A 25,505-nucleotide genomic window follows, 5' to 3' on the forward strand; every position below is an offset into this window, starting at 1 on the left:
CTTGTACTTCCCCGCTTCAATCTCAAGGGGAATGTTTTGAAAGGGAGCTTATTTCAGCACGTTAACTTCCTGATTTAGAAATCCATTTTCAGCTTGGCTGATCAACGATATTTAAGATTTCGCTTGCAAATAAGTGATCAACCGGAAAGTCCGACGCAGAATTTCTGATAGACTGGAGCGTTTGTCAGGAAAGGTTGTACCGGTCTTTTTTGAGCCTTGTCCTTAACGGGGCAAGGTAGGTAGGACAGAGAAAAATGGTAGTAAAAATCCCCGGACCAGAGATTCCGGGGATTTTTCTTTTTATTCCTCCCGCTTTTTTTCGGTCCATACGCTCAATTTTTCTCCCTCTCTCCAGTGGGCCGGCGGGGTTTCGGCCTTGATGACGACGGTCGTGCCGTCCAGGCCGATGGTGACCTCACTGCCTTCCTTCCCGGTATGCATCCCGACGATGGTCCCGCTGACGGCCTGGTCGGATCGCCCCGGCAAAGACGTGGGGGTGCCGTTGAACCGAACCCGCCCCTGCTCCATTTCGACCAGCCGGTCGGCGGTCCTGAATATTTCTTCCTGCTGATGACTGACGAGCAGCGTCGTCGTTCCGAACCGGCGGTGCAGCCGCACCAGGTCCGCCAGCAGCTGCTGACGGGTTTCGCGGTCCAGGGCCGAAAAGGGCTCATCGAGCAGCAGCAGCCCGGGCCGGCGGGCCAGTGCCCGGATCAGCGCCACCCGCTGCCGTTGCCCGCCCGAAAGCGTCGCCGGTTTCCGGCCGGCCAGCCCCTGCAGGCCCGCCAGTTCCAGCAATTCGTCCACCATGTCGTCCCGTTTGTTTTCGGTAGCATACCGGACGTTTTCCAGGACGGTCATGTTTGGAAAGAGGGCCGCATCCTGAAACACCATCCCCACCCGGCGTTGTTGGGCCGGGCGGTCGATGCGCCGTTCGGTATCGAGCCAGACCTCGCCGTCGACCGACAGGAAGCCGGCTTGCGGGGTTGCCAGACCGGCCAGAATGCGTAACAGGGTCGTCTTTCCCGAACCGGAAGGGCCGTACAGCCCCGTCAGGCTGCCGGTTTCGAAAGTCAGATCGACCTGAAGGTCGCCCGGACCGGTGGCGAACTGAAGCGGCATCCAGGCGCGAAGTTGAATCGTCGGCATCAAAAGGTCACCCACCGTTTGTTGATGGCGTAAACGGCCAGCAAAATACCAAACGAGACTGCCAGCAGCAAGAGTGAATAGGCATTGGCTGTCTCATAATGCAGCAGTTCCACCTCATCATAAATGGCGACGGAGGCCACCCGGGTCTGGCCGGGCAGGTTGCCGCCGATCATCAGGACCAGCCCGAACTCGCCGATCGTATGCGCAAAAGAAAGCACGATGCCCGTCAGCAGAGAGGGTTTGATGTTGGGCAGAAGCACCCGGAACAGGGTCTGCCGGCGGGATTTCCCGAGCGTGTAGGAGGCCTCTTTTAGAGAAACCGGCAGATTTTCAAGCCCGGCCTGAATCGGATGCACCATAAACGGCAGGCTGTAAAAGAGCGAAGCCGCCACGAGTCCCTCGAAAGTGAACAGCAGGCGGACGTTGAACCAGGATTGCAGCAGCCCGCCCAAAAAGCTCGTCGGGCTGAACGCCAGCAGAAAGTAGAAGCCCAGCACCGAGGGCGGCAGCACCAGGGGCAGGCTGATGACGGCTTCGACCACCGGTTTCAGCCGGAAACGGGAATGAGCCAGCCATCCGGCAATCGGAATGCCCAGAATCAGGAGCAGAAGGGTGGTAACGGTTGCCAGCCGGAGGGTCAGCAGGAGCGGCTGCCAGTCGAAATCGGTCATGAGCGGTCGGGAAGGCGGTATCCATATTGCCGAAAAATAGCCCGGGCCCTGGCCGAAAACAGAAATTCATAAAACTTCCGGGCGGCAGGAGCGGCATTTTTCAGCAGCACTACGCCCTGGGCGATGGGAGCGGCACCCGGCACCTCCGCCCAGCGGCCCTTCCCATTGAAACCCGGCTCCAGAACCACGGATTTGGCCGTAAACCCCGCTTCGACCGCCCCCGAAACGATGTACTGATTCACCTGGGCGATGCTTTCCGCGTAAACAATCTTCGACTCGATCCGTGAACGCAGGTGCTGCCTGGTCAGCACCTCCATGGCCACAGAGCCGTAGGGAGCGGTTTTCGGATTGGCGACGGCAATTTTCCGAATCCGGTCATCGGTCAGCCCTGAAAGGTTTGCCCCCGTCTTCAGTTCGGGGCGGGTCCAGAGCACCAGCACCCCGTAAGCATAGATCCGGGGTTTGCCGACGGCCTGCCCGGATTCGACCAGCGCCTGGGGATACGCCATATCGGCCGAGAGAAACAGGTCGAACGGCGCGCCCTGACGGATTTGGGCCGTGAGCTTGCCTGAAGAATTGACGATGGGTTCCAGCTTCAGGGCCGACTGGCGCTCAAATTCTTCCTGAAGTTTCTCCATGACGAACTGGGCGTTGGCCGCCACGGCCACCCGGACCTTCTGGGCGCCGGCCTGCACACCCACCAGCATCAGGAGCAAAAACAGCCCGTTACGCATACCAGGAAATGTTCTTTTCCGATTTTTCGACAAAACCAAAGGTAAGGATTTTAGGTTAAACCCGTCTCAACCCAAAGACGCATCCCATGCCAACTCCCTTCGATTATTCACTCGATTACCGGAACCTCGACCTGCGGAAACACCCGGAACTGTATCGCGTCGGAAAGGGAGAGCAGGGCGTCCTGCTGGTCGAGCCGTATAAATCCGAAATCCTCCCCCACTGGCGGTTTAAAACGCCCGAAATTGCTCGGGAGTCGTCGGAGAAGATTTACGCCTTATTCCTGGAATACAGGAAGCAGGGCGATTTCGTCGGGATGGACATGGCCCGGAAATTTCTTCAGATGGGCGTGACTCGGTCCCGGCGGTATGCCAACCACCGCAGCGGCAAAAAATACGACGGCCCCGTTCCCGACGATCAGAAGGGCCGCAGCGGCAGCCACGGCCGGGAAACCCTTCCGCTCGACACCGATCCGGTGAAAGCCGAAAGTGCGGCCGTCTTCCGGGAAAAATACCTGCTCGCCCGCGAAGACCCCGACTACAAACGGCTGCGAAAACAGTGGCAGGAAGAAAAAGGATAACCGCCGGTACGCCGGTACGCCGGAGCGCCGGAACGTCTTGTCAGCATTTTCCCTGGGCCTCCACGACGGCAATCGCCACCATGTTGACGATCTCACGCTCCGACGAACCGAGTTGCAGGACGTGAACCGGCTTGCGCAGGCCCACCAGAATCGGCCCGATGGCATCGAAACCGGCGGCTTCCGACATGAGGTTGTAGGCGATGTTCGAGGCCGAAAGGTTCGGGAAGATGAGCGTATTGGCCCCTTCCTCCACCAGTTTGCTGAACGGGTGATTCTGCGCCAGCAGTTCGGTATTGAACGCCAGGTGGGCCTGAATTTCGCCGTCCACGATCAGATCGGGGTGTTTCCGCTGGAGAATCTCGACGGCCCGGTTCATCTTCTGGGCGTCTTCGCCCCGGGCGCTGCCGAAGTTCGAATAGGTCACCAGGGCAATCCGGGGCCGGATGTTGAAGCGTTCGACGGCCTGCGCGGTCAGTTCGGTGATTTCGACGATCTCCTCGACCGTCGGGTTGAAGTTCACGGTCGTGTCGGAAAAGAACAGCGGGCCGCGCTTCGTCAGCAGGATATACATCCCGGCCACGCGCTGCACCCCGGCTTCCTTCCCGATCACCTGCAGCGCCGGGCGGATGGTGTCCGGGTAGTTGCGGGTCAGGCCCGAAATCAGGGCGTCGGCTTCCCCGGTTTCGACCATCATCGCCCCAAAGTAGTTGCGGAAGTACATCAGCCGGCGGGCTTCGGGGGCCGTAACGCCCTTTCGCTGCCGCTTGCCGTAAAAGAGTTCGGTAAACTTACGGGAGAGCTCCTCCTGCTCCGGCGCCCGCGGGTCGATGACGGGAATGTTGCCCAGGTCGAGGTTGTTTTCCGTAATCAGGGAGCGGATGCGGCTTTCTTCTCCAAGCAGAATCGGAAAGGCGATGCCCTCGTCGCGCACCTGCTGGGCGGCTTTCAGTACCTTCAGATTTTCGGCGTCCGCAAAAACCACCCGTTTCGGGTCGGATTTGGCTTTGTTCAGGATCACCCGGGAAATCTGGTTGTCGTGTCCCAGCCGCCGGGCGAGCTGGTGCTCGTAGGCTTCCCAGTCTTCGATGGGGTGTTTGGCGACGCCCGACGCGATGGCCGCACGGGCCACGGCCGGAGCCACCGTCACCAGCAGCCGCGGATCGACCGGTTTCGGAATGATGTAGTTCCGGCCGAACATCAGATTGGCTTCGCCGTAGGCCAGGTTGACGATGTCGGGAACCGGCTTTTTCGCCAGATCGGCCAGGGCATGGACGGCGGCCAGCTTCATGGCTTCGTTGATCTCCGTCGCCCGGACGTCGAGGGCGCCCCGGAAAATGAAGGGAAACCCGAGCACGTTGTTGACCTGGTTCGGGTAATCGGACCGCCCCGTCGCCATGATGATGTCCCTGCGGGCGTCGACGGCTTCGGGGTAGGAAATCTCGGGCGTCGGGTTCGCCATGGCAAACACGATGGGGTCGGAAGCCATCGAGCGCACCATGTCCTGCGATACCGTGTTTCCTTTCGACAGGCCGATGAACACGTCGGCGCCCGTCATGGCCTCCTGAAGGGTATGCAGGTCGCGGTCGGTGGCAAATGAGCGTTTGCGGTCGTCGAGGTCGGTCCGGTCGGCACGGATGACGCCCTTGCTGTCGCACATGACGAGGTTGTCCGGATCGGCTCCGAGGGCAATATAGAGTTTGGTGCAGGAGATGGCCGAAGCCCCGGCGCCGTTGACGACGATCCGGACCTCACCGATTTTCTTTTTCACGATTTCGAGAGCGTTCAGCAGCGCGGCCGCGGAGATGATGGCCGTCCCGTGCTGGTCGTCGTGCATGACCGGAATGTTCAGTTCGGTCCTGAGCCGTTCCTCGATCTCGAAACATTCCGGGGCTTTGATGTCTTCCAGGTTGACCCCGCCGAAGGTCGGTTCCAGAATCTTGACGGTACGGACGAACTCGTCGACGTTTTTGGTATTCAGTTCGATGTCGAACACGTCGATATCGGCGTAGATTTTGAACAGCAGGCCCTTTCCTTCCATGACGGGCTTGCCCGCTTCGGGGCCGATGTCGCCCAGCCCCAGCACGGCCGTTCCGTTGCTGATGACGGCGACGAGGTTGCCTTTGGCCGTATATTTATAGACGTCTTCGAGGTTTCCGGCGATTTCGAGGCAGGGTTCGGCCACGCCGGGGGAATAGGCCAGCGACAGGTCGCGCTGGGTATTGGTTTCTTTGGTAGGTATGACTTCGATTTTGCCCGGGCGCCCTTTGGCGTGGTATTCGAGAGCATCTTCCCGGCGGATTTTTTTCTCCATACAGTGCGATATCAGGATGGTCAGGATGAGGAACGGTCGGTCGCTGGTTCGGACCGGGTCGCTAAGGTAAGGAAAAACCGGCTACCGAAGGCTCCGAAAAAGAAAACCCCCACCGGTTCAGGTAGGGGTTTTCTTTAACCGTCGGTAAACGGTCGGAGTCAGTCGTTGCGGGTTTTCTGGCTCAGCCGGTGCATTCCGGAGGCCAGCGAGTTGGAGAACGTGGTGGTGACGCCCGGGTCGCTGCCCGGCGAAGTCACCGTTTGAATCATGCCTTTGGTGGTCGAAATCGTTTCCCGGACCTGCTCATACTGCATCCGCCAGAAAAACATGGCAACCATTAAAAGCGACAAGATGGATAGTTGGATAACCTGCCAGTTTGAAAGTTTCAAATCCGGCCATTGATAAGACGGGTTCAAAGGTTTCATGTGGGTTAAGTGATTCAAGGTGCTACGGTTACACAGTCGCAACGGCCGTTTAGGAAGCTCGATTGCGATCATTCAAAGTTAATAAAATTCAGTAAAACCCGGCAAAATTTTACTAAAATTTAATGAGAAAGTGATAAAAAACGGAAAACCCGCCAAAACGGCGGGTTTTCGTTAATAGATGATTAAGTATTCGTTTATAGCTGGGGCTGCTGCGAAACCACCTTTTCGTCGATGTGTCCCGGTTTGCGGTTTCGCATCAGGAAATACAGGATGGAGAAGGCCACGATCAGGATGATCGGGAACGTGGTCATTTTGGCCAGGGTCGCCTGTCCGGCGGCCAGTTCGAGCGCATCGCCCGACAGACCGGCCGCTGCTTTCTCCGCCCGCTCGGTGTCGATCCAGCGACCGATAATCGGCTGAAAGATATAGGAAGAGAACATCCCGACGCCCCCGATGATGGACATCCCCAGGGCCCCGCTTTTCGGAATCCGCTCGGCCACGAAACCGACCATCGTCGGCCAGAAGTAGCACACGCCGATGGCGAAGAAGACGGCGGCTACATACACCATCGCCCCGGTCTGGGTGCTGAGCAGGTAGATGCCGATGGTGGCGAAAACGGCCGAACCGAGCAGAACGCCGGTCTGGTCGAGCCGGTGGATGATGGGCCCGCCGAAATACCGGCCGACGGCCATCAGACCCGTCACCAGGGCCAGAATCAGCATCGGGCTGGCACCACTCTTACTCAGAATCAGGCTGGACCACTGCTGCGGACCGAATTCGGAGATGGCCGTCAGGGCCATGCAGCAGAACATGAACAGGTACAGCGGAGTCAGCATGGCTCTGAAGTTGTTGGACAGAGAAGAAGCACCCTCGACGGTGGCTTTCGGGAACGTCTGACCGAAGAAAAGGAAGGCATACACGATGGTCGGGATCAGGATCACCCAGATCTGCGCCTGCCAGGGCAGCCCGGCGTCGGTCATGAACTTGGAAATCAGACTACCGACCACGATACCACCCGGGAACCACATGTGAAAGCGGTTCAGCATCTTGTTCATCTGCGACCCGGTGTACATATCGGCGATCATCGGGTTACAGGCGGCTTCCGTACATCCGTTGCCGAGGCCGATCAGGAACGTCGAGAGCAGCAGACCGGTATAGCCGCCCGAGTAGATCGTGAGCAGAATACCGAGGGTGTGGGAAAGGAAGGCCACCGACATGATGATCCGCGGTCCGACGGTATGGTACACCAGCCCCCCGATGATCATGGAAATCGGAAAACCGAAAAACCACATGGAGTTAATATACCCCAGTTGCTCGGCAGACAATCCGAACTCGGTCCCCAGCTGAGGCAGGATACCGGCCCGGATACTGAAGGAGAACGCCGTCGTGATAAGCGCGAAACAACTGGCGTTGAAAAGTCGGCTTCGGTTAATGTGCGTTGTCGACATAATGAGATGCAGGGGGTTTAGTTGATAGTTGCTAAGATTTAACGAAGGGAAATATGCAAAATTTCCGAAAAATAAGTAAACCTGCTAATTTCCCCGCCGAAATTTAACGAGGTTTGCTCGTCGATGTCCGTATTTTCGGCGGAGTTCCGCCCTTCAGAAGCCGGACGTCCCTCTATAAACGCCTATTTCTCAACCAAACCCACAGTTGTCAGTCTACCATGACGCACAGAAAAATTCGGATGGGCATGATTGGCGGTAGCCTTGAAGCCTTTATCGGGGCTGTTCACCGCCGGGCTGCCGTCTTCGATGGTGAAATCGAACTGGTCTGCGGAGCCTTCAGCTCGAACCCTGAAAAATCGAAAGCGACCGGCCGGGCGCTCTATCTGCCCGAAGACCGCGTATACGGCAGTTTCGAAGAAATGATCCTCCGGGAAAAGGAGCTTCCCGAGGGAGAACGGATGGATTTCGTGTCGATCGTGACGCCCAACCACGTCCACTTTCCGCCCGCCAAACTGGCCCTTGAAAACGGTTTCCATGTGGTTTGCGATAAACCCATGACCCTGAACCTGGCCGAAGCGAAGGAACTGGCCCGCATCGTAAAGGAAACCGGCCGGCTGTTCTGCCTCACCCACAACTATACCGGCTACCCGATGGTGAAGGAAGCCCGCGAGATGGTCCGGAGCGGCAAGCTCGGCAAGCTCCGCAAGATCGTCGTGGAATACCCGCAGGGCTGGCTGTCGAAGCTGGAAGAAGCCACCGACTACAAACAGGCCATCTGGCGGACCGACCCGGCCCAGTCCGGCGCGGCCGGCTGCATGGGCGACATCGGCACACACGCCGAGAACCTGGCCGAATACATCACGGGCCTGAAAATCACCGAACTCTGCGCCGACCTGACCATCTTTGTCGAAGGCCGCAAGCTCGACGACGACGGCAACGTGCTGCTGCATTTCGAAGACGGGGTCAAGGGTGTGCTGCACGCCAGCCAGATCGCCAACGGCGAGGAAAACAGCCTCAACATCCGCATCTACGGGGAACTCGGCGGGCTGGAATGGCACCAGATGGAGCCGAACACGCTGATCTACAAGTCGCAGGAGGGCCGGCGGATTCTCCGGCCGGGCGTCGGGGAGCTGTCGGCCGCGGCCCGGGCCCACATCCGGGTTCCGGCGGGTCACCCGGAAGGTTTCTTCGAAGCGTTCGCCAACCTGTACCGCAACTTCGCCATCACCCTGCGCAGCCGGATGAACGGCCAGGAACCCGACCCGGTTTATGCCGACTTTCCGGGGGCTGAGGACGGCATCCGGGGGCTCGCCTTCATCGAAACGCTCCTCAAATCGAATCAGTCCAACGAAAAATGGACGAAGTTTGTCGAGTAAGCGCAGCCCGTCCCTTCGAAACCACCTTTATTCAACTCGTTTATCCCAAACCAAAAAGTACTCTAACTGAAAAAAATGGAAAAAGTCAAAGTTGGTGTAGTAGGAACCGGCTTCATCGGCCCGGCCCACATCGAAGCCCTGCGTCGGCTTCCGAACGTCGAAGTAGCCGCCCTGTGCGAAGTGACCGTCGAGCTGGCCAAACAGAAAGCCGAAGGGCTCGGCATCCAACGTTACTACACCTTTGAGGACCTGCTGAAACAGGACGACATCAAAAGTGTGCATATCTGTACGCCCAACTTCCTGCACTACTCGCAGTCGAAAGCCGCCCTGGAAGCGGGAAAACACGTCGTCTGTGAAAAGCCGCTGGCGAAAGACCTGAAGGAAGCCGAAGAACTGGTTCAGCTGGCCGCTCAGACGGGGCTGGTCAACGCGGTTCACTTCAACCTGCGGTATTACCCGCTGGCCCGCCAGATGAAGGTGATGCGCGAGAAAGGTGATCTGGGCGAGGTGTACTCCATCATCGGATCGTACCTTCAGGACTGGCTTTTCTACGAGACGGACTACAACTGGCGTCTGGAGCCGGACAAATCCGGCGACTCCCGCGCCATCGCCGACATCGGCTCCCACCTGATGGACGTTCTGGAATACATCACCGGGCTCAAAACCGTAGCCGTGATGGCCGATTTCAACACCATTCACAAAACGCGCAAGAAGCCGCTCAAACCGGTGGAAACCTATTCGGGCAAGATGCTCCAGCCGGAAGACTACGCCGACGTACCCATCAATACCGAAGACCACGCCAACGTGCTGCTGCGTTTCGACAACGGCAACCGGGGCGTCATTACGGTATCGCAGGTATCGGCGGGCCGGAAAAACCAGATGAAGCTGGAAATCGCCGGTTCGAAGAAAACCTTCGCCTGGAACTCCGAAGCTCCGAATGAACTCTGGATCGGAAACCGCGACGGCTACAACGAGACGCTGATGCGCGATCCCTCGCTGTTCTATCCCGAAGCCCGCTCGGTCATCTCGTTCCCCGGCGGCCACAACGAAGGCTTTCCGGATACGTCCAAGCAGATGTTCAAAGAGGTGTATGCGGCCATCGAAGCCGGAAAGCAGCCGGAAGCCCCGACCTTCCCGACTTTCGCCGACGGCTACCGCGAGCTGCTCATCTGCGAAAAAATTCTGGAATCGAACCGGAAGCAGGGCTGGGTCGAGATCTGAACCCGGTCCATTTTATAGCCAAAACCATAAAACAATATGAAGACAATTCAAGGCCCCGCCGTCTTTCTGGCGCAGTTTCTGGGCGATACCGAACCCTTCAATTCCCTCGAATCCATAGCGAAATATATGGCCGGGCTTGGGTATAAAGGCATTCAGCTGCCCACCTGGGACCCCCGGGTGATCGACCTGAAACAGGCCGCCGAGAGCAAGGGCTACTGCGATGACCTGAGCGGGAAGCTGAAGGACATCGGGGTGGAGATCACCGAACTTTCGACTCACCTTCAAGGCCAGCTGGTGGCGGTTCATCCGGCCTATGCCGCCATGTTCGACGGCTTCGGACCGGCCGAACTCGCCGGACGGCCGAAAGAACAGCAGGAATGGGCCGTTCAGCAGCTGATGTGGGCCGCCAAAGCCAGCGAAAACCTGGGGCTGACCTCCCACGTCACCTTCTCGGGCGCGCTGCTTTGGCCGTTCGTCTACCCCTGGCCCCAGCGCCCGGCCGGTCTGACCACCACGGCGTTTCAGGAACTGGCGAACCGCTGGAAGCCGATTCTGGATGCTTTCGACGCATCGGGCGTGAACGTCGGGTATGAACTGCATCCGGGGGAAGACCTCCACGACGGCATCACCTTCGAGATGTTCCTCAACTACCTGAACGGGCACCCGCGGGCCGGGATCAACTACGACCCAAGCCACTTCGTGCTCCAGCAGCTCGACTACCTCCAGTTCATCGACTTCTACCACGACCGGATTTATGCCTTCCATGTCAAGGATGCCGAGTTCAACCCGACGGGCAAACAGGGCGTGTACGGCGGTTATCAGGGCTGGGTCGAGCGGGCCGGTCGCTTCCGTTCGCTGGGCGACGGTCAGGTGGATTTCGGCGGCATCTTCAGCAAACTGGCGCAGTACGACTACGACGGCTGGGCGGTTCTGGAGTGGGAGTGCGCCATCAAACACCCCGAACAGGGAGCAGCAGAAGGTGCGCCCTTCATCGAAAGTCACATCATCCAGGTTACGGAACGGGCGTTCGACGACTTTGCCGGCACGGGTGCCGACGAAGACTTCAACAAGCGCGTGCTGGGTCTGTAACGAATCGCGTTTTCGCTCCTACAACCGGCCGGGTCCTCAGGATTCGGCCGGTTTTTTATTTGTTTCGGTTTCCGTTCAGGGCAAGGACCCGAAGGGCCCGCCACTCGAACCGGCTTTTCACCGCTCCGCCCGATTCAAAACCCGATAGTCAAACGGGTTGTCTTATAGAGAAATCGACACCCTATTTTTGTAACTCTTTACCCCATGTCTTCCCAGACCAATCCATACAACCTGCCATGAAAAAGATTCTACCTCTCTTTCTTCTTTTCTGTTCCACTTTTAGCCAGGCCCAGTTTCCGATGGGCGGCCCCGGCGGCAGCCGGCCGGCCGCCACGATTCCCGGAACGGCCAACCCCGATGCGCCCCGCGGCAACGGAAAGATTTCGGGCACGCTGGTCGATTCCACCACCAGTAAGCCGGTGGAATTCGCCACCGTGGCCCTACTAAGTGTTCAGACCGGTAAACCCATCGACGGAACCACTTCCGACGACAAGGGGAAATTCACACTCTCCAAACTCGCTGCGGGCGATTACCGCCTTCAGGTTTCGTTCCTGGGCTATAAAAACAAGGAAACCGGCGTCCTGAAGATCGGCCGGGGCACCGAGATCAACCTCGGAAACCTAATGATCAGCCCGGACATCCGGACTCTCAGCGAAGTGAACGTGGTCGGGCAGGCGGCACTGGTCGAGGAAAAAGTGGACCGGCTGGTCTACAACGCCGACAAGGACATTACCAACAAGGGCGGGGACGCGACCGACGTGATGCGCAAGGTGCCGATGCTCTCGGTCGACCTCGACGGCAACGTGACGCTCCGGGGCAGCCAGAACGTGCGGGTGCTGATCAACAACAAACCGTCTACAATCGTGGCCAGCAGCGTAGCCGACGCCCTCAAGCAGATTCCCGCCGATATGATCAAGACCGTGGAGGTCATTACGTCTCCCTCGGCCAAATACGACGCCGAAGGCTCGGCCGGGATCATCAACATCGTTACGAAGAAAAACACGTTGCAGGGCCTGACGCTCAACATCGACGGCGGGGTGGGCAACCGGGGCTCGAACCTCGGGGTGAACGGCAATTACCGGGTCGGCAAGATGGGTTTCAGCCTCGGCGGTTTCGGCCGGGCCAACTACAACATCAAAGGGCGGTTCCAGAATACGCAGCGCAGCTACTTCGACGGCCGCACCTCGGAAACCCGGCAGTTTGCCGATACCCGCAACCAGGGACTTTTCGGTAACTACCAGCTGGGCTGGGACTACGACCTTGCTAAAAACCAGAGCATCACGGCCAACATCCGCTACGGCGCCCGGAACGGAAAAACGTCGCAGAACCTCACGACGATCCTCTTCCCCGGCGGAATCCTTCCTTCGCAGACGACCAACCGCGACGTCGACATCCAGGACCTGTCCGGTACGGTAGACGTGAACGTCGATTATACCCGAACTTATAAGAAACCGCAGCAGGAATTCAGCATTCTGACGCAATACAGCCGGAATAACCGGACCAACAATTACGAGGCCGAACTGCTGGGCAACGCCTTCGTCGTGACGGGCCGCGACCGCAACGACAACAGCAGCTATAACCAGGAAACCACCCTCCAGATCGACTACCAGACGCCGGTGAAAACCAATCAGTTGCTGGAGTTCGGAGGAAAAGGCATTTTCCGGCAGGTGAACAGCGACTACCGGTATTTTGTCTCGACGGGCAGCGAAGGTTCCTACGGCCCGAACCCCCTGCGGCCGAACAACGGGCTTGACTACGACCAGAACGTGGCGGCCACGTATCTGTCGTATACCTACACGACCAAAAGTAAATACACGTTCAAGGCCGGAGCCCGGTACGAATACACCATGATCGACGCGACCTTCCGGACCGAAACCCCGGGTGAAGCCATCAACCTTCCCAACTACGGAAACCTGGTGCCGAGCATCAATATCTCTAAAACGTTAAAGGGCGGTAAAACCGTCAAGGTGGCCTACAACCGGCGTTTGCAGCGGCCCGGCATCCAGTTTCTGAATCCGAACGTGAATGCGGCCAACCCGCAGAACATCACCCGCGGCAACCCGTACCTCGAACCGGAACTGACCGATAACCTCGAACTCTCGACCAGTACGTACATCAAATCGACTTTCCTGAATTTCTCGCTGTTCGCCCGCCGGACCGACAACTCCATCGAAAGCGTGCGGACGACGAGCGAAGGGGGCGTCATCACGACGACCTACCAGAACATCGGCCACAAGGAGAACTACGGCGCCAACCTCTTCGGAAACGCCAGCCTGTTCTCCAAATGGCAGATCGGCGGTGGGGTCGACGCCTATTATTCCTACGTGACCAACAACAGCCCCACCCCTTCGCTGAACACGAGCAACTCGGGCTGGATCGTCACCGGTCGGTTCTTCACCAGCCTCACCCTGAAGAAAGGCTGGGGCGCGCAGGGCTTCGGCTTCATCCGGGGCCGGGACGTGCAGTTGCAGGGCTACCAGAGCGGTTTTGCCTTCTACAGCCTCGGTTTCAAGAAAGACTTCAAGGACAGCAAGGGCCAGACGAAGGGCAGCCTTGGGCTGGCGGCCGAGAACTTCTTCACCAATCCGTTCAAACTCCGCACCCAGCTCACCTCGCCCACCTTCGAGCAGACGAGCCTCAACTACTTCTACAATAGAGGCTTCCGGGTAACGTTCAGCCACCGGATCGGCAAGATGAGCTTCGATCAGCCCCAGGGCCGCCGTCGCAAGTCGGTCAATAACGACGACATCAAGGAGGGCGGTGACAACGGCGGTGGAGGAGGCCAGCAGCAGCAGGCCCCGGCCGGAGGCAGACCGCGGTAAGGAGCGGGGGCAGACGCCCCAACTCCTTACAACATTGCGGCCCCGAACACGCCAGCGCTGTCGCCGAGTTTGGGGCGGAGGATGGGGGTGCTCAGGCGGCCTTCGTTGAAGACGTATTTTTTGGCCCGTTCGACTCCCTCCGTGTACAGCAGGTCGATGTTGCCGACACCGCCCCCCAGGACGATGGCGTCAGGGTCCAGAACGTTGATAATGACTGAGATGGCCCGACCGAACCCTTCCAGAAGCCGCTCGATGGTCTGGGTGGCGAAGGCGTCGGTTCCGGCTTTATGGCGTTCGTAGATTTCTTTCAGACTGCGCTTTTCCCCGCTCACGTCATGATAGAACCGCTGGAGGGCCGGACCGGAGAAAACCTGCTCATTGCATCCGCGCTTTCCGCAGAAACAGGGATAGCCGTTCTCCTCCAGGATGATATGGCCCCACTCTCCGCCGATGCCCTGAAGGCCGTTCAGCACCACAGGCTGGCCGTCTTTTCCGCGAAACACCACTCCCCCGCCGACGCCCGTACCCATGATGACGCCGAATACCGACCGGAAATCCGGGGCTACCTCCGGCACCGCCCCAAGCGTGGCCTCGGCCAGCGCAAAGCAGTTGGCGTCGTTGGCGAGCGTCACCGGCACGTCCAGCGTTTTTTCGAGTTCCAGCGGAAGGGGCGTTCCGTTCAGGCAGGTGGTGTTGCAGCCTTTCATCACCTGCCGGCCCGGGTCGAAGGTGCCGGGCGTTCCGAAGCCGATGTGGTCGGGACGGTATCCGGTTTCGGCTTTCAGAAGATCGACCAGCCGGCCGACCTGACGAACGATGTGCGGGTATCCTTTTTCGGCTTCCGTATCGATCCGTTTCCGGATCACCACCGCATCCGGGGAGGGAGCGGAAAGGACGACGCCTTCGATTTTGGTACCGCCCAGGTCGATACCCCAGTAGGTCTGCATTGAAGAAGAGTTAATTTTGGAAATAATTTCAAATGTAAAATTAACCGTCAATCTCCTCTATGGCCTGGTACGAAAACTTTTTTCACGGAATGATTCAGGAGGCCTGGAAAACCGCCCAGGACGAGGAGGAAACCGAACTGGAGTGCGATTTTTTGCTGGACGTCCTGAATCTGGAGCCGGGCTGGCGGGTGCTCGACGTGTTCTGCGGGTACGGCCGCCACGCCCTGCCCCTGGCCCGTAGCGGCTGCCGGGTGACCGGCGTCGACATTTCGGAGGAGTATCTGGAAGAGTTCCGTACTGCGGCCCGCAGGGAGCGGCTGGCTGTCGAGACGGTTTCGGGGGACGTCCTGACCGTTCCCCTGCCCGGCGGCTTCGATGCGGCTTTCTGTTTTGGCAACAGCTTCAGCTTTTTTCCGCACGACCGCATGCTGGCCTTCCTTCAGAAAATTGCCGGACAACTGAAGGACGGGGCGTGGTTCGTGGCCGATACCGGCATGATTGCCGAAAGCGTCCTGCCCGATTTTCAGGAACGGACCTGGGTCAGCGTCGGCGACATTACCGTGCTGATGGAAAATGAATACGACGCCCGGCAAAGCCGCATCGACTCCCGACTGACCTACCTCCGTCGCGACCATACCGAACACCGTCTGGCCCAGCATTACCTGTATACGGTAGCCGGACTCTGCCGATTGTTTCAGGAAGCGGAGCTGGAAGTGACCGAACTTTTCGGCAACCTCGACGGCACCGATTTCCGGCTGGGCGACGACCGGCTGCTGATCGTTTCGCGGAAAAATCCAGCCGGATTTTAATTATTAGGCCAAGCAAATAAGCAATTATTTGAACTTGAAGCGGTTAGGGAAAATGTTTTTTGCATCTATTGTATAATTTTCAGAAAATTTGATCGTTAGTTGGCACTTTCGCTCAGATCTCCGTAGTTTAACGGCTAATATTAACACTGTTAACTTGCCGATAACCTAATGGAAATTCTGGAGCGTAAGCAAAGAAGTCGGGAACAGACCCGTACGGGAATTGTCCTGACGGCCAAAGAAATTGCCCGACGCGAAGGTTGGCAGGCGGTCTCCATCCGCAAAATTGCCGACGCAATCGATTACAGCGCCCCCATCGTTTACGAGTATTTTGACAGCAAGGATGTCCTGCTGGATGAAATCCGGAACGAAGGTTTTCGCCACTTACGCCAGGAGTACGAACGCATCAGGCACGTCTACCGGGACCCTGAAAAACGACTGTTCGAGATGTCCGTCGGCCAGTGGCAATTCGCCATAGACCACCCCGAAATTTACCAGGTAATGTATAACCTCGACGGTGCCTACTGCACGCTGCCCGTCTGTGAATCGAGCGAGATGGAAGCCGTCAGTGCGATCATCCGGGAAATTCTGTTCTCATTTATTCCCAAATCCAAGGAAAGTATTCAGAAGCTTTATTTCGAGTGGTGGTCGCTGTCGCACGGCATGATCACGCTCGCCATGATGCTCCGCGACCACCAGCCGCTGGAGCAGTCGGAGCAGGTCTACCGTGAGTCTATCCGTCGGTTTGTGCGCGGCCTGCGCTGAAGTTCCTGATTTCCTATGCCTTCCATTCATTCCATCGCCGTCATCGGCGCAACGGGAATGCTGGGCCGTCCGGTGACGGAAGAACTGATCCGGGCGGGCTTTCAGGTTCGGGTGTTGGCCCGTCACCCCGATTCCGTACGCCCCTTGTTTCCGGAAGCCGAAGTAGTGCGGGGAGACCTGGCTGACGAAAAAAGTCTGCTGGCCGGCCTGCAGGGGCAGGATGCCGTATACCTGAATTTATCCATCAGACAGCCGGAAAAGGAAACCGCTTTCCACACCGAATCCGACGGATTGCAGAATCTGCTGAATGCCGCCCGGTTTGCGGGTATCCGGCGCATCGGTTACCTGTCCTCCCTTGTCATGCGGTACCAGGGCATGAACGGGTTTCACTGGTGGGCCTTCGACGTCAAACAGGCCGCCGTCCGACTCATCAAAGCCTCCGGGATTCCCTACAGCCTCTTTTACCCGTCCAGCTTCATGGAAACCATACCCTTCCAGCAGCGGCTCGGGAACCGCATCCTGCTGGTCGGGAAATCGCCGGTGAAATTGTATTTTATCGCAGCCCAGGATTACGGCCGGCAGGTAGCCCGCGCTTTTCAGCAGGCGGAGGAGGGAAAACCGCAGGAATACGTCATTCAGGGCCCCGAGCCAATTACGCAGGACGATGCGGCCCGGCAGTTTGCCGCCCATTATCCGAAAGCCCGGCTGAAAATCACGACCGTGCCGCACTGGGTGGTCCAGGCAGCCGGCAAACTGGCGCAGCAGGCTCATTATGGAGCCCACATCACCGAGGCCCTGAATAAGTATCCCGAAACGTTTGAAGCGGAGAGATCATGGCAGGAACTGGGCAAACCGGAAACGACGATCCGCGAGTTTGCCCGTCAGTGTCCCTGATCAGAGAACGGCCGTCGTTGCCAGCAGACCGCTGACGTCCTGGGCCAGCAGGTGTTTGGGCGTCAGGCCGATCCGGCGGTGAACCAGCTCGCCGTCGCGGAAAAACAGAATAGTCGGCAGGTTGCGGACGTTGAAACGGCTGGTGATCACCGGGTTGGACTCGACGTCGAAGGTCGCGACGGTGGCGGTGCCGTCGAGGTCGGAAGCCAGTTCATTGATGATCGGCTCCATCCGGCGGCAGGGCCCGCACCAGTCGGCACCGAAATCGACAACGAGCAATCCTCCTTTGGCCATCAGTTCATCCCAGTTGTGGTCAGTGGCGTAAACCGCCTTCTTTGATTGTGTGTTCATTGGAAAACGAAGTTGATTTTTCAATGAATACCGGGATACCGCTACGAATCACCCGTTTTCCGAAACTTTTTTCAACTGCTGGATGCACTTGTATTTCTGGTTGGCGGCCGTGTGCAGGTTTTTCCAGCCCATTGTCGACATGAGGTCGGTGATCGGCTCCTCCCGGAAGTAGATGGATTTCAGAACGTGCCGGCAGTGACCCGTGATCCGGTTCATCCAGGCATGGACCTGCTGCTCACGCATCTCGTCCGAAGCGGTTTCCTCCGACAGCGCGTCGCGACGGTCCTGGAGCGTAATCAGTTCCTCTTCGTCGGTGGTAATCAGCTTGTCGTCCCGGAGTTTTTTCAACCAGAGGTTCCGGGCGATGCCGTAGAGAAAGGTTTTGAGGGTAGACCTCAGCTGAAAGTCAGGCCGAAGGATTTTCTGGTAGAGCACCACCACCGATTCCTGAAAAACATCTTCGGCATCACCCTCCGTGCCGTGGTTCCGGCGGATGAACCGGGCCACCGGGGGATAATACTGTTTATAAAGTAACTCGAAAGCCGAAGCTTCGCCGGATCGCAGCCCTTCCACGAGGGCAAATTCGCAAACACCGTTCATTGCAGTGGTTTCTTTGCGGCCCGAAGTCCATTCTGCGGGCCGCTCACTCCTTCATTCCCGGCAGGCGGCCGCAATCACCCGGCGGGCCGGAATTTTTTTATAAAAACGTCAGGGTTCCTCCGCCAGCGATCGTACTTCGATTTCGCTATTGTGAAAAACCAGCGAATAGGGTTCGACGGTGTGAGTCAGCCAGACGTTCCCGCCGATGACGGAATCGTGGCCGACGACCGTCTTACCGCCCAGAATGGTGGCGTTGGCGTAGATGATGACGTTGTCTTCGATGGTCGGATGCCGCTTTTTGGAAGCCATCGACTTGGCGACGTTGGTCGCTCCGAGGGTGACGCCCTGGTAAATCTTGACGTTGCTGCCGATGACGGCCGTCTCCCCGATCACGACGCCGGTGCCGTGGTCGACGAAGAAGGAAGATCCGATTTTGGCGTTCGGATGAATGTCGATGCCGGTGTGTCCGTGGGCGTATTCGGTCATCATCCGGGGGAGCAGCGGCACTTCCAGCCCGGTCAGGACGTGAGCCACCCGATAGACGGCGATGGCATAAAAGCCCGGATAAATGGCGATGACCTCCTCCACCCCGACGGCCGCCGGGTCAAAGGCGGCAATGGCATGGGCATCCAGCAGCATTTCTTCATAGGTAGCCGGAAGCAGGTCGAAAAATCGTTCCGTCGTCGCGTCCCGGTCGGCCGGAAGGTGGTCTTCGAGCGGTTTGAGCAGACAGCTCAGCTGACGTTTCAGGTCGGCGTAGGTGTCGGCCGTACTGATGACAAACTGTTTACAATCCTGCGTAATGGGAAACATGAACCGGATCAGGCTGTCGATAAACCGACCTACATCGGGCCGCGACGGCAGCCGGTAGCGGAAAGCGGCATTCTGTTCGGCCATTCGTTCAAAGAAACGCTGCTGCTCGTTCGCATTCATAGAAAAACAGTTGTAAAATCTACTAAGACTATCGAATCTATATAATTATTTTGATTTGGGGTAAAAAAAAGCCCTCATGCTGAGGGTGAAAAAGTTACGGCAAAGATCGTGGATCACCCTCCCCGATGTGAGGAACGGCAACAACAGCAGGTAACTGGCCGGTGAACGGACTTTGTCTTCATTTTATACCACAATTCGCTGAATCAGAAACAAAAACAGGGCCATAAAGTTCATTCTTTGGCTTTGGCCGACAAGTTGCTACGTCGAAAATAATAAACTACATGCATACCATAATGGCTCACATCAAAAAAACGGCTGTGGCCCTGTTGGGATCACTGGTTGCAACGGCTCTCTTCGCCCTGCTGGTGTCGACGGCCTGCCAGTCCCGGGAGACCGGCCCGGACAATGCGCAGCTCACTGGCACCCCGGCGATCACTGGTCCGGCGGACGTCCAGCTGGTGAACGCCTTTCCGGGTCTGAAATTTGAACAGCCCGTCGAATTTACACACGCCGGTGACGGCACCAATCGTGTGTTTCTGGTAGAACAGGAAGGCCGCATCCGGGTCTTCGACAACAACGCTTCGGTAAAGAATGCCGATGTGTATCTGGACATTCGCAATAAAGTCGCTGCCGGCGGGGAGATGGGCCTGCTGGGTCTCGCCTTCCATCCGAATTTTAAACAGAACGGTTATTTCTACGTCAACTATACGAAAAATAACCCGCGCGAAACGGTCATTGCCCGTTTCAAAGCGACGCCCGGCCAGAACCGGGTCGATGCCTCGACGGAGACGGTCCTGCTGAAATTCGGGCAGCCTTATGCCAACCACAACGGCGGCAAGGTGGCTTTCGGACCGGACGGTTTTCTGTACATCGCCACGGGTGACGGCGGCAGTGGGGGTGATCCGCAGAACCATGGGCAGAACCTCAAATCCTATCTGGGAAAAGTGCTGCGCATCGACGTCGACAAGACGGACAAAGGCCACTACGGCATTCCGGCCGACAACCCGTTTGTCGGAAACGCGAACGCCCTTCCGGAACTATACGCCTACGGGCTGCGCAACCCCTGGCGGATGAGCTTCGACACGCAGACGGGCCAGCTCTGGGCAGGCGATGTTGGACAGAATAAACTGGAAGAAGTCGATATCATTACCAAAGGCGGCAACTACGGCTGGCGACTGAAAGAAGCGAAAGACTGTTTCAATCCCGGCAGTAACTGCGATCAGGGAAAACTGATCGACCCCATCCACCAGTATCCCCGTGACCAGGGGGTTTCCATCACGGGGGGTGTCGTTTACCGGGGAAAGCAGATCCCCGCTCTGATCGGAAAATATGTGTACGGTGATTACGCCAGCGGCCGCATCTGGGCGCTGAGCTTTGAAGGCGATCGAAAAACCGACAACCAGTTATTAACCAGCGACGCCGGACCGGTTTCGGCCTTCGGTGAGGATGCCAATCGGGAGCTGTATGTGTTGGATCACAGTAGCGGTATAGTGAAGCGGTTTGTGGTGAGACAGTCTATGCGGTAACATTTTTCGGCAGCTGGTTAAACGAAGGCAGGGTCTCACCGACCCTGCCTTTTTTTATGCGATATTCCTGTGTAGTTTAGGGAAAACTTCCTGAACCGTCATGTATACCACCACCCTTCACACCCCCCTGGGTTATGCCGTCATTACGGGCAATGAAGACGGTATCGCCAGCGTTCGCTGCCTCAGCGAGCCGGTTCCGGACTCCCTTTTCGTGCCGGCGGTCCTGCATCGCTGCGCCCGCCAGCTGGAGGAATATTTCGCCGGCCGCCGTCGTTCTTTCGACCTTCCCCTCTACCCGCACGGCACCATTTTTCAGCGTTCGGTCTGGCAGACGCTGGCGGAGGTCCCCTACGGAAAAACGCTGTCCTACATGGACCTGACCCGTCGGCTGGGCAGCGAAAAAGCAATTCGGGCGGTGGCGGCCGCCAACGGAAAAAACCCGGTCTGGATCATCATTCCCTGCCACCGGATCATCGGCTCCCACGGCGAATTGACCGGATACGCAGGCGGCCTCTGGCGCAAAAAATGGCTGCTCGACCACGAAAAGGGCGATGACGGCCAGTTGAGTCTGGGATTTTGAGTTGGGGGGTGGAGAAGTTCAGGATTTGGGAAGTTAAGTGTTCGGGGTTGGAGATTTAGGGAGTAAAGGCTTAAATTGGTCCTGATTTTGCTGTTTTTCTTAACCATAGTTGCCAACGGCTTTTCGTCTCAGCGTGAAACTGGTTCAATTATTCCTTTTTCTTGTACTTCTGACCACTACTACCGGCTGCTTCCGGCGATGGCGGATGAGCGACCGTGAGATTCAGGAACATTTTGCGGGCCGGGCCGTGAAACCGACCTATATTACCGTCGAAAACGACAGTATGCGGCTCTTCGTAGCCAGCATCGGCCCGGATACCCTCCCTCCTCTCCTGCTGATTCATGGGGCTCCGGGTTCGTGGTATGGATATCTGAAAGTCATCGACGATACGCTGATCCAGAAGCAGTTCCATATTCTGGCCGTTGACCGGCCGGGGTACGGCAAGTCCCGGAAAGGCCGCAAACCCTATACTTCCATCACCCGGCAGGCGCAGTGGATCGCCCACGCCCTTAACCTGAACCATTCGGGCCGGAAGGCCGTGGTGCTGGGGCGCTCCTACGGCGCCCCGATAGCCGCCCGGCTGGCGATGCTCTATCCGGGCCGCATCAAACACCTGTTCCTGGTGGCGGCCCCGCTCGATCCGACGAGGGAGAAGTATTTCTGGTTCTCCAAATGGGGAAAGCTGCCGCCCATTCAGTTGTTCCTGCCCCGGCAGCTGAACCTCGCTACGGCCGAGAAATTCACCCATGTCTCCGAACTGCGTCAGATGGAACCGCTCTGGCCGAAGCTGAACGTCCCGGTGACGCTCCTCCACGGCGGGCGCGACTGGCTGGTGGATCCGAAAAACCTTGAATTTGCCAAAGGCGTTCTGGCGGGAAAACCGGCTGAATTCATCTTCCTGCCCGATGCCGGACACATGATCACCAACTCCCATACGGAACTGGTCCGGAAGCTGATATTCGACAGTGTGGGGTTCGGCGCCCAAACCGCCCAGGGATCGGCGAACTAAACCCCGCCGGGATTGCGTACCTTTGCCTTTCTATGATTACTCCGGAAACCATTCGGGCCGCGCACGAACGCATCCGGCCCCACATCCACCGCACGCCCGTGCTGACCAGCGACACCGTGGACCGGATCGGCGGAGCGCGGGTCTTCTTCAAACCCGAAAACTTTCAGAAGATCGGGGCCTTCAAAGCCCGGGGCGGCCTCAATGCCGTTCTGCAACTGCTGGAAACCGAACAGAAGGCAGGCCGCCGGCTCGGCCCGGTCACCACCCATTCTTCCGGCAATCACGCCCAGGCGGTCGCGTTTGCGGCCCGGCAGGTCGGAGTAAAAGCCTTCATCGTCATGCCCCGCACGGCCCCCTCGGTTAAAAAAGCCGCCGTCCGGGCCTACGGCGCCGAAATCATCGAGTGCGAGCCTACCCTGGAAGCCCGGGAAGAGGGGGTCCGGGAAGTAATCGAGCGCACCGGAGCCACCCTAATTCATCCCTTCGACGACGACCGTGTGATCGCCGGCCAGGCCACGGCCGCCTGGGAACTGATCGAAGACGCCGGGAATGACCAGCCGTTTGATTTCCTGATGGCGCCCGTCGGTGGGGGCGGTCTGCTAAGCGGCACCGGGCTGAGTGCGCACTTCCTCTCCCCAACTACGCAGGTGGTGGCGGCCGAACCCGACGGAGCGGCCGATGCGGTATTGTCGTTTTCGTCGGGACGGGTGGAGAAAGCTCCGGTCGTAAATACCATCGCCGACGGCCTGCTGACGACGCTCAGTGACCGCACCCTGGCTTATATCCGGGAACACGTGACGGACATCCTGACCGTTTCAGATGCTGAAATCGTGGCCGCCATGCGGCTGTTATGGGAGCGGATGAAGATAGTGGTGGAGCCGTCCGGGGCGGTGCCGCTGGCGGCCTTGCTGAAACACCCCGACCGGTTTGCGGGCCGGAAGGTCGGAATCATTCTGTCCGGCGGTAACGTAGATCTGGGAAAACTGCCGTTCTCCTCTTAAAAACCGTGCCTTATGTCCCTGACTTTTGAAACCTGGCAGTCGATCATCGACACCGTCAACGGCGTTTTTTTATACAGCGATTCCCACGACTGGGACGCCCTTCAGACCTGCTTTGCCGATCCGTTCGTGCTGGACTATACGTCGATGAACGGCGGAGAGCCGGCCACCCTGACTCCGGCCGGGATCGCGGAGGACTGGCGGGGCTTCCTGCCCGGTTTTCAGGCAACACACCATCTGATCGGCAACCATCGCGTCCGGCTGACCGAAGCCGAAGCTGCCGTGTTCTGCTACGGTACGGCCACGCATTACCTGCCTACCGAAACCGGGCTGCCGGTCTGGACGGTAGCCGGCACCTATGATTTCCGGCTTCGGTCGGAGAACGGAGGGTGGAAAATTACCCGCATGACCTTTCATTTTAAATACGAGGACGGGAACCGGCAGCTCCCGGCGCTGGCCCTTCAGGCGCTCCGGGAATCAGGCCCGGCCGTGTAGATTGCCGGCGGACGTCCCTCCGCTTGGCCCGACAACTAGTGAAATCAGGCCGTCCGGCGGAAAGCGGTCGTCCTCTTCCGGGCTTTAACAACAAGATAGCCGGCCCAAGGCTGGACCGGCTACTCCATTCTGCCTAAAACGCTAAGAAAACACTCCTATTCAGCCAAATTTACGATTCTGCCGGCCCCGGAAATTCGAGTCCGGGCCATGCGATGTCGACACCAGCGGAGCAGTTGTATGCGTTCTACCGGAGAAAGCCATCGAAGCAGTTTGCGCAGTTCCTTTCGAAACAGCCCCCGGTCGAACTCAACCTTGTCTAAAACACTTTGACTGTATTCTAACCAGGACATATGCTTTAAAGAGGTTTACAGTGTAAAGATGGGACCGCCCCCTTAAAGACTCCTTAGAACCCGATTAGAAAAAAATTAGAATTCGGTCAAACCGGGCCGGTTCAGGAAACGATCCAGAACAGCACCAGCGCCCCGGCCGCGTAACCGGCCAGCGCCAGCGGACCGATCTGCTTCAGATAACCGGTAAACGTCAGCCGCTCGATGCCCATCACCGCCACCCCGGCCGCCGATCCGATCAGCAGCAGGCTGCCCCCGGTGCCGGCACAATAGGCCAGCAGATGCCAGAATCGGTGGTCCTGCGGGAAAGTCTTCAGACTATACATGCTCATGGAAGCCGCCACCAGCGGCACGTTGTCGACCACCGCCGAGGCCAGGCCGATCACCAGCGTCGTCAGTTCTACGGAAGCCACGTTCCGGTCGAGCCAGTGCGCCACCTGCTCCAGGATGCCGGCGGCTTCCAGCGCCCCGATCGCCAGCAGAATTCCCACGAAAAACAGGATGCTGCCCGTGTCGATTTTGCTCAGGGCATAGGCGGCCGACAGCGGCCGGCGGTCTTCCTCGTCCTTCCGGTGATGCAGCGCTTCCGACATCACCCAAACTGTTCCCAGCCCCAGCAGCATACCGAGGTAGGGAGGCAGCCCGGTCAGCACCTTGAACACCGGCACCATCACCAGCATACCGACCCCGGTCAGAAACATAGTGTTCCGTTCGCGGGCCGTCACCGATGCCTCCGACTCCGGCCTGAAAGCCTCGACCGGTTCGACCGGCCCGGAAAAGCGGAAGTGCAGGATCAGCAGGGGAACGATCAGGGCGACGAGACTCGGAAGAATCAGGGTCAGAACGACCGCCGAGGTCGAAATCTGTCCGCCGATCCAGAGCATGGTCGTGGTGACGTCGCCCAGCGGTGACCAGGCCCCTCCGGCATTGGCCGACAGAATGATGATTCCGGCAAACAGCTGGCGAAGCTTCTGAAAGGGAATCAGCTTGGGCAGCAGGGACGCCATGACGATGGCCGTCGTCAGGTTGTCGAGCAGGGCCGACAGGACGAACGTAATGCCTCCGATGACCCAGAACAGCGTTCGGATGCGCCGGGTGCGGATGCGGTCAGTAATGATCTGGAAGCCGTTGTGGGCGTCGATCAGCTCCACGATGGTCATGGCGCCGAGCAGGAAAAAGGCAATCTCGGCGATCTGCGCAAGGTGGTGCGTCAGTTCCTCCACCACGGGTTCGTGGGCAGGTGAATACAGCCGGTATACGGTCCAGGCCAGAACGCCGGTCAGCAGGGCAGTGGCCGCCTTGTTCAGCCGGATGGTATGCTCCAGCGTAATCAGCAGGTAGCCCAGGAAGAAGAGAATTATCAGCAGTATAATCATTGTCGAAGGAATTAAAAAAATAACCGGTCACCTGGTAACCGGTTATTAGGAACA

At 58.2% G+C, this 25,505-nt stretch carries 23 protein-coding genes and 1 pseudogene; 13 read left to right on the top strand and 11 right to left on the bottom strand.

From position 1 onward, the window contains the following. Window positions 1-651 precede the first annotated feature (651 nt). From DX909_RS30160 to modA, 3 genes and pseudogenes are all read right to left on the bottom strand, one after another. A pseudogene (locus DX909_RS30160) lies at window positions 652-1,149 on the bottom strand (sulfate/molybdate ABC transporter ATP-binding protein); the annotation flags it as partial. Then, complete coding sequence (gene modB, locus DX909_RS06815; protein ID WP_128544402.1) at window positions 1,149-1,820, bottom strand: molybdate ABC transporter permease subunit; 672 nt, start codon at window positions 1,818-1,820, stop codon at window positions 1,149-1,151. The gene modB and the pseudogene DX909_RS30160, both read right to left, overlap by 1 nt. Further along, window positions 1,817-2,554 (bottom strand): molybdate ABC transporter substrate-binding protein, encoded by a 738-nt coding sequence (modA, locus tag DX909_RS06820; protein WP_229310972.1) that lies wholly within the window; start codon window positions 2,552-2,554, stop codon window positions 1,817-1,819. Before modA ends, modB begins: the two co-directional genes overlap by 4 nt. An 86-nt stretch (window positions 2,555-2,640) precedes the next feature. Between modA and DX909_RS06825 the strand changes: the two genes are divergently transcribed. Next, complete coding sequence (locus DX909_RS06825) at window positions 2,641-3,132, top strand: DUF4385 domain-containing protein (protein WP_128544403.1); 492 nt, start codon at window positions 2,641-2,643, stop codon at window positions 3,130-3,132. A 40-nt stretch (window positions 3,133-3,172) separates the two neighbouring features. On the opposite strand, the gene DX909_RS06830 is transcribed toward DX909_RS06825, so the two are convergent. The 3 genes from DX909_RS06830 to DX909_RS06840 form a co-directional block, all read right to left on the bottom strand. Continuing rightward, window positions 3,173-5,443, bottom strand: coding sequence for an NADP-dependent malic enzyme (locus tag DX909_RS06830; protein ID WP_128544404.1), 2,271 nt, complete (start codon window positions 5,441-5,443; stop codon window positions 3,173-3,175). Window positions 5,444-5,601: 158 nt separating this feature from the next. Beyond that, window positions 5,602-5,781, bottom strand: a complete 180-nt coding sequence (locus DX909_RS06835; RefSeq protein ID WP_164851210.1) for a hypothetical protein — start codon at window positions 5,779-5,781, stop codon at window positions 5,602-5,604. A gap of 281 nt (window positions 5,782-6,062) precedes the next feature. After that, window positions 6,063-7,316, bottom strand: a complete 1,254-nt coding sequence (locus tag DX909_RS06840) for an MFS transporter (protein ID WP_128544406.1) — start codon at window positions 7,314-7,316, stop codon at window positions 6,063-6,065. Between the two features lie 239 nt (window positions 7,317-7,555). On the opposite strand from DX909_RS06840, the gene DX909_RS06845 reads away from it, so the two are divergent. The 4 genes from DX909_RS06845 (at window position 7,556) to DX909_RS06860 (ending at window position 13,824) form a co-directional block, all read left to right on the top strand. Then, complete coding sequence (locus tag DX909_RS06845) at window positions 7,556-8,692, top strand: Gfo/Idh/MocA family protein (protein WP_128544914.1); 1,137 nt, start codon at window positions 7,556-7,558, stop codon at window positions 8,690-8,692. A 75-nt stretch (window positions 8,693-8,767) separates the two neighbouring features. Further along, window positions 8,768-9,913 carry a Gfo/Idh/MocA family protein gene (locus DX909_RS06850; protein ID WP_128544407.1) on the top strand — a complete coding sequence of 382 codons (1,146 nt, stop codon included), beginning with the start codon at window positions 8,768-8,770 and terminating at the stop codon, window positions 9,911-9,913. A 36-nt stretch (window positions 9,914-9,949) separates the two neighbouring features. Continuing rightward, on the top strand, window positions 9,950-11,002 hold the full coding sequence (locus tag DX909_RS06855) for a sugar phosphate isomerase/epimerase family protein (protein ID WP_128544408.1): 1,053 nt from the start codon (window positions 9,950-9,952) through the stop codon (window positions 11,000-11,002). A 236-nt stretch (window positions 11,003-11,238) separates the two neighbouring features. Continuing rightward, window positions 11,239-13,824: a TonB-dependent receptor gene (locus DX909_RS06860; protein ID WP_128544409.1), complete on the top strand. Its 2,586-nt coding sequence runs from the start codon at window positions 11,239-11,241 to the stop codon at window positions 13,822-13,824. Window positions 13,825-13,850: 26 nt separating this feature from the next. Here the strand turns inward: DX909_RS06860 and DX909_RS06865 are convergent, their stop codons facing one another. Then, window positions 13,851-14,771 carry an ROK family protein gene (locus tag DX909_RS06865; RefSeq protein ID WP_128544410.1) on the bottom strand — a complete coding sequence of 307 codons (921 nt, stop codon included), beginning with the start codon at window positions 14,769-14,771 and terminating at the stop codon, window positions 13,851-13,853. Between the two features lie 59 nt (window positions 14,772-14,830). Between DX909_RS06865 and DX909_RS06870 the strand changes: the two genes are divergently transcribed. From DX909_RS06870 to DX909_RS06880, 3 genes are all read left to right on the top strand, one after another. After that, on the top strand, window positions 14,831-15,580 hold the full coding sequence (locus DX909_RS06870; protein WP_128544411.1) for an SAM-dependent methyltransferase: 750 nt from the start codon (window positions 14,831-14,833) through the stop codon (window positions 15,578-15,580). A gap of 168 nt (window positions 15,581-15,748) precedes the next feature. Next, window positions 15,749-16,342, top strand: a complete 594-nt coding sequence (locus tag DX909_RS06875; protein WP_128544412.1) for a TetR/AcrR family transcriptional regulator — start codon at window positions 15,749-15,751, stop codon at window positions 16,340-16,342. Between the two features lie 15 nt (window positions 16,343-16,357). Beyond that, window positions 16,358-17,236 carry an SDR family oxidoreductase gene (locus DX909_RS06880; protein WP_128544413.1) on the top strand — a complete coding sequence of 293 codons (879 nt, stop codon included), beginning with the start codon at window positions 16,358-16,360 and terminating at the stop codon, window positions 17,234-17,236. Here DX909_RS06880 and DX909_RS06885 read toward each other — a convergent pair whose 3' ends face one another. The 3 genes from DX909_RS06885 to DX909_RS06895 form a co-directional block, all read right to left on the bottom strand. Beyond that, window positions 17,237-17,587: a thioredoxin family protein gene (locus DX909_RS06885; protein WP_128544414.1), complete on the bottom strand. Its 351-nt coding sequence runs from the start codon at window positions 17,585-17,587 to the stop codon at window positions 17,237-17,239. A 48-nt stretch (window positions 17,588-17,635) separates the two neighbouring features. Further along, window positions 17,636-18,187: an RNA polymerase sigma factor gene (locus DX909_RS06890; protein WP_128544415.1), complete on the bottom strand. Its 552-nt coding sequence runs from the start codon at window positions 18,185-18,187 to the stop codon at window positions 17,636-17,638. A 108-nt stretch (window positions 18,188-18,295) separates the two neighbouring features. Next, a complete protein-coding gene (locus tag DX909_RS06895; protein WP_128544416.1) occupies window positions 18,296-19,120 on the bottom strand; it encodes a serine O-acetyltransferase in 825 nt (274 codons plus the stop codon). A gap of 293 nt (window positions 19,121-19,413) precedes the next feature. Here DX909_RS06895 and DX909_RS06900 point away from each other — a divergent pair, with 293 nt between their 5' ends. From DX909_RS06900 to DX909_RS06920, 5 genes are all read left to right on the top strand, one after another. Beyond that, entirely contained in the window at window positions 19,414-20,646 is a 1,233-nt protein-coding gene (locus DX909_RS06900; RefSeq protein ID WP_128544417.1) for a PQQ-dependent sugar dehydrogenase, read from the top strand. Window positions 20,647-20,746: 100 nt separating this feature from the next. Further along, window positions 20,747-21,226 (top strand): methylated-DNA--[protein]-cysteine S-methyltransferase, encoded by a 480-nt coding sequence (locus tag DX909_RS06905; RefSeq protein ID WP_128544418.1) that lies wholly within the window; start codon window positions 20,747-20,749, stop codon window positions 21,224-21,226. A 205-nt stretch (window positions 21,227-21,431) separates the two neighbouring features. Continuing rightward, the gene (locus DX909_RS06910; protein ID WP_128544419.1) at window positions 21,432-22,235 is read left to right on the top strand and encodes an alpha/beta fold hydrolase; all 804 of its coding nucleotides are present in this window, start codon (window positions 21,432-21,434) and stop codon (window positions 22,233-22,235) included. Window positions 22,236-22,267: 32 nt separating this feature from the next. After that, window positions 22,268-23,236 carry a threonine ammonia-lyase gene (locus DX909_RS06915; protein ID WP_128544420.1) on the top strand — a complete coding sequence of 323 codons (969 nt, stop codon included), beginning with the start codon at window positions 22,268-22,270 and terminating at the stop codon, window positions 23,234-23,236. A 12-nt stretch (window positions 23,237-23,248) separates the two neighbouring features. Beyond that, complete coding sequence (locus tag DX909_RS06920) at window positions 23,249-23,728, top strand: nuclear transport factor 2 family protein (protein ID WP_128544421.1); 480 nt, start codon at window positions 23,249-23,251, stop codon at window positions 23,726-23,728. 451 nt (window positions 23,729-24,179) lie between these two features. On the opposite strand, the gene nhaD is transcribed toward DX909_RS06920, so the two are convergent. Continuing rightward, window positions 24,180-25,451, bottom strand: a complete 1,272-nt coding sequence (gene nhaD, locus DX909_RS06925; RefSeq protein ID WP_128544422.1) for a sodium:proton antiporter NhaD — start codon at window positions 25,449-25,451, stop codon at window positions 24,180-24,182. Between the last annotated feature and the right edge of the window lie 54 nt (window positions 25,452-25,505).

The sequence above is a fragment of the Larkinella soli genome (assembly GCF_003703975.1).
Classification (GTDB): domain Bacteria; phylum Bacteroidota; class Bacteroidia; order Cytophagales; family Spirosomataceae; genus Larkinella; species Larkinella soli.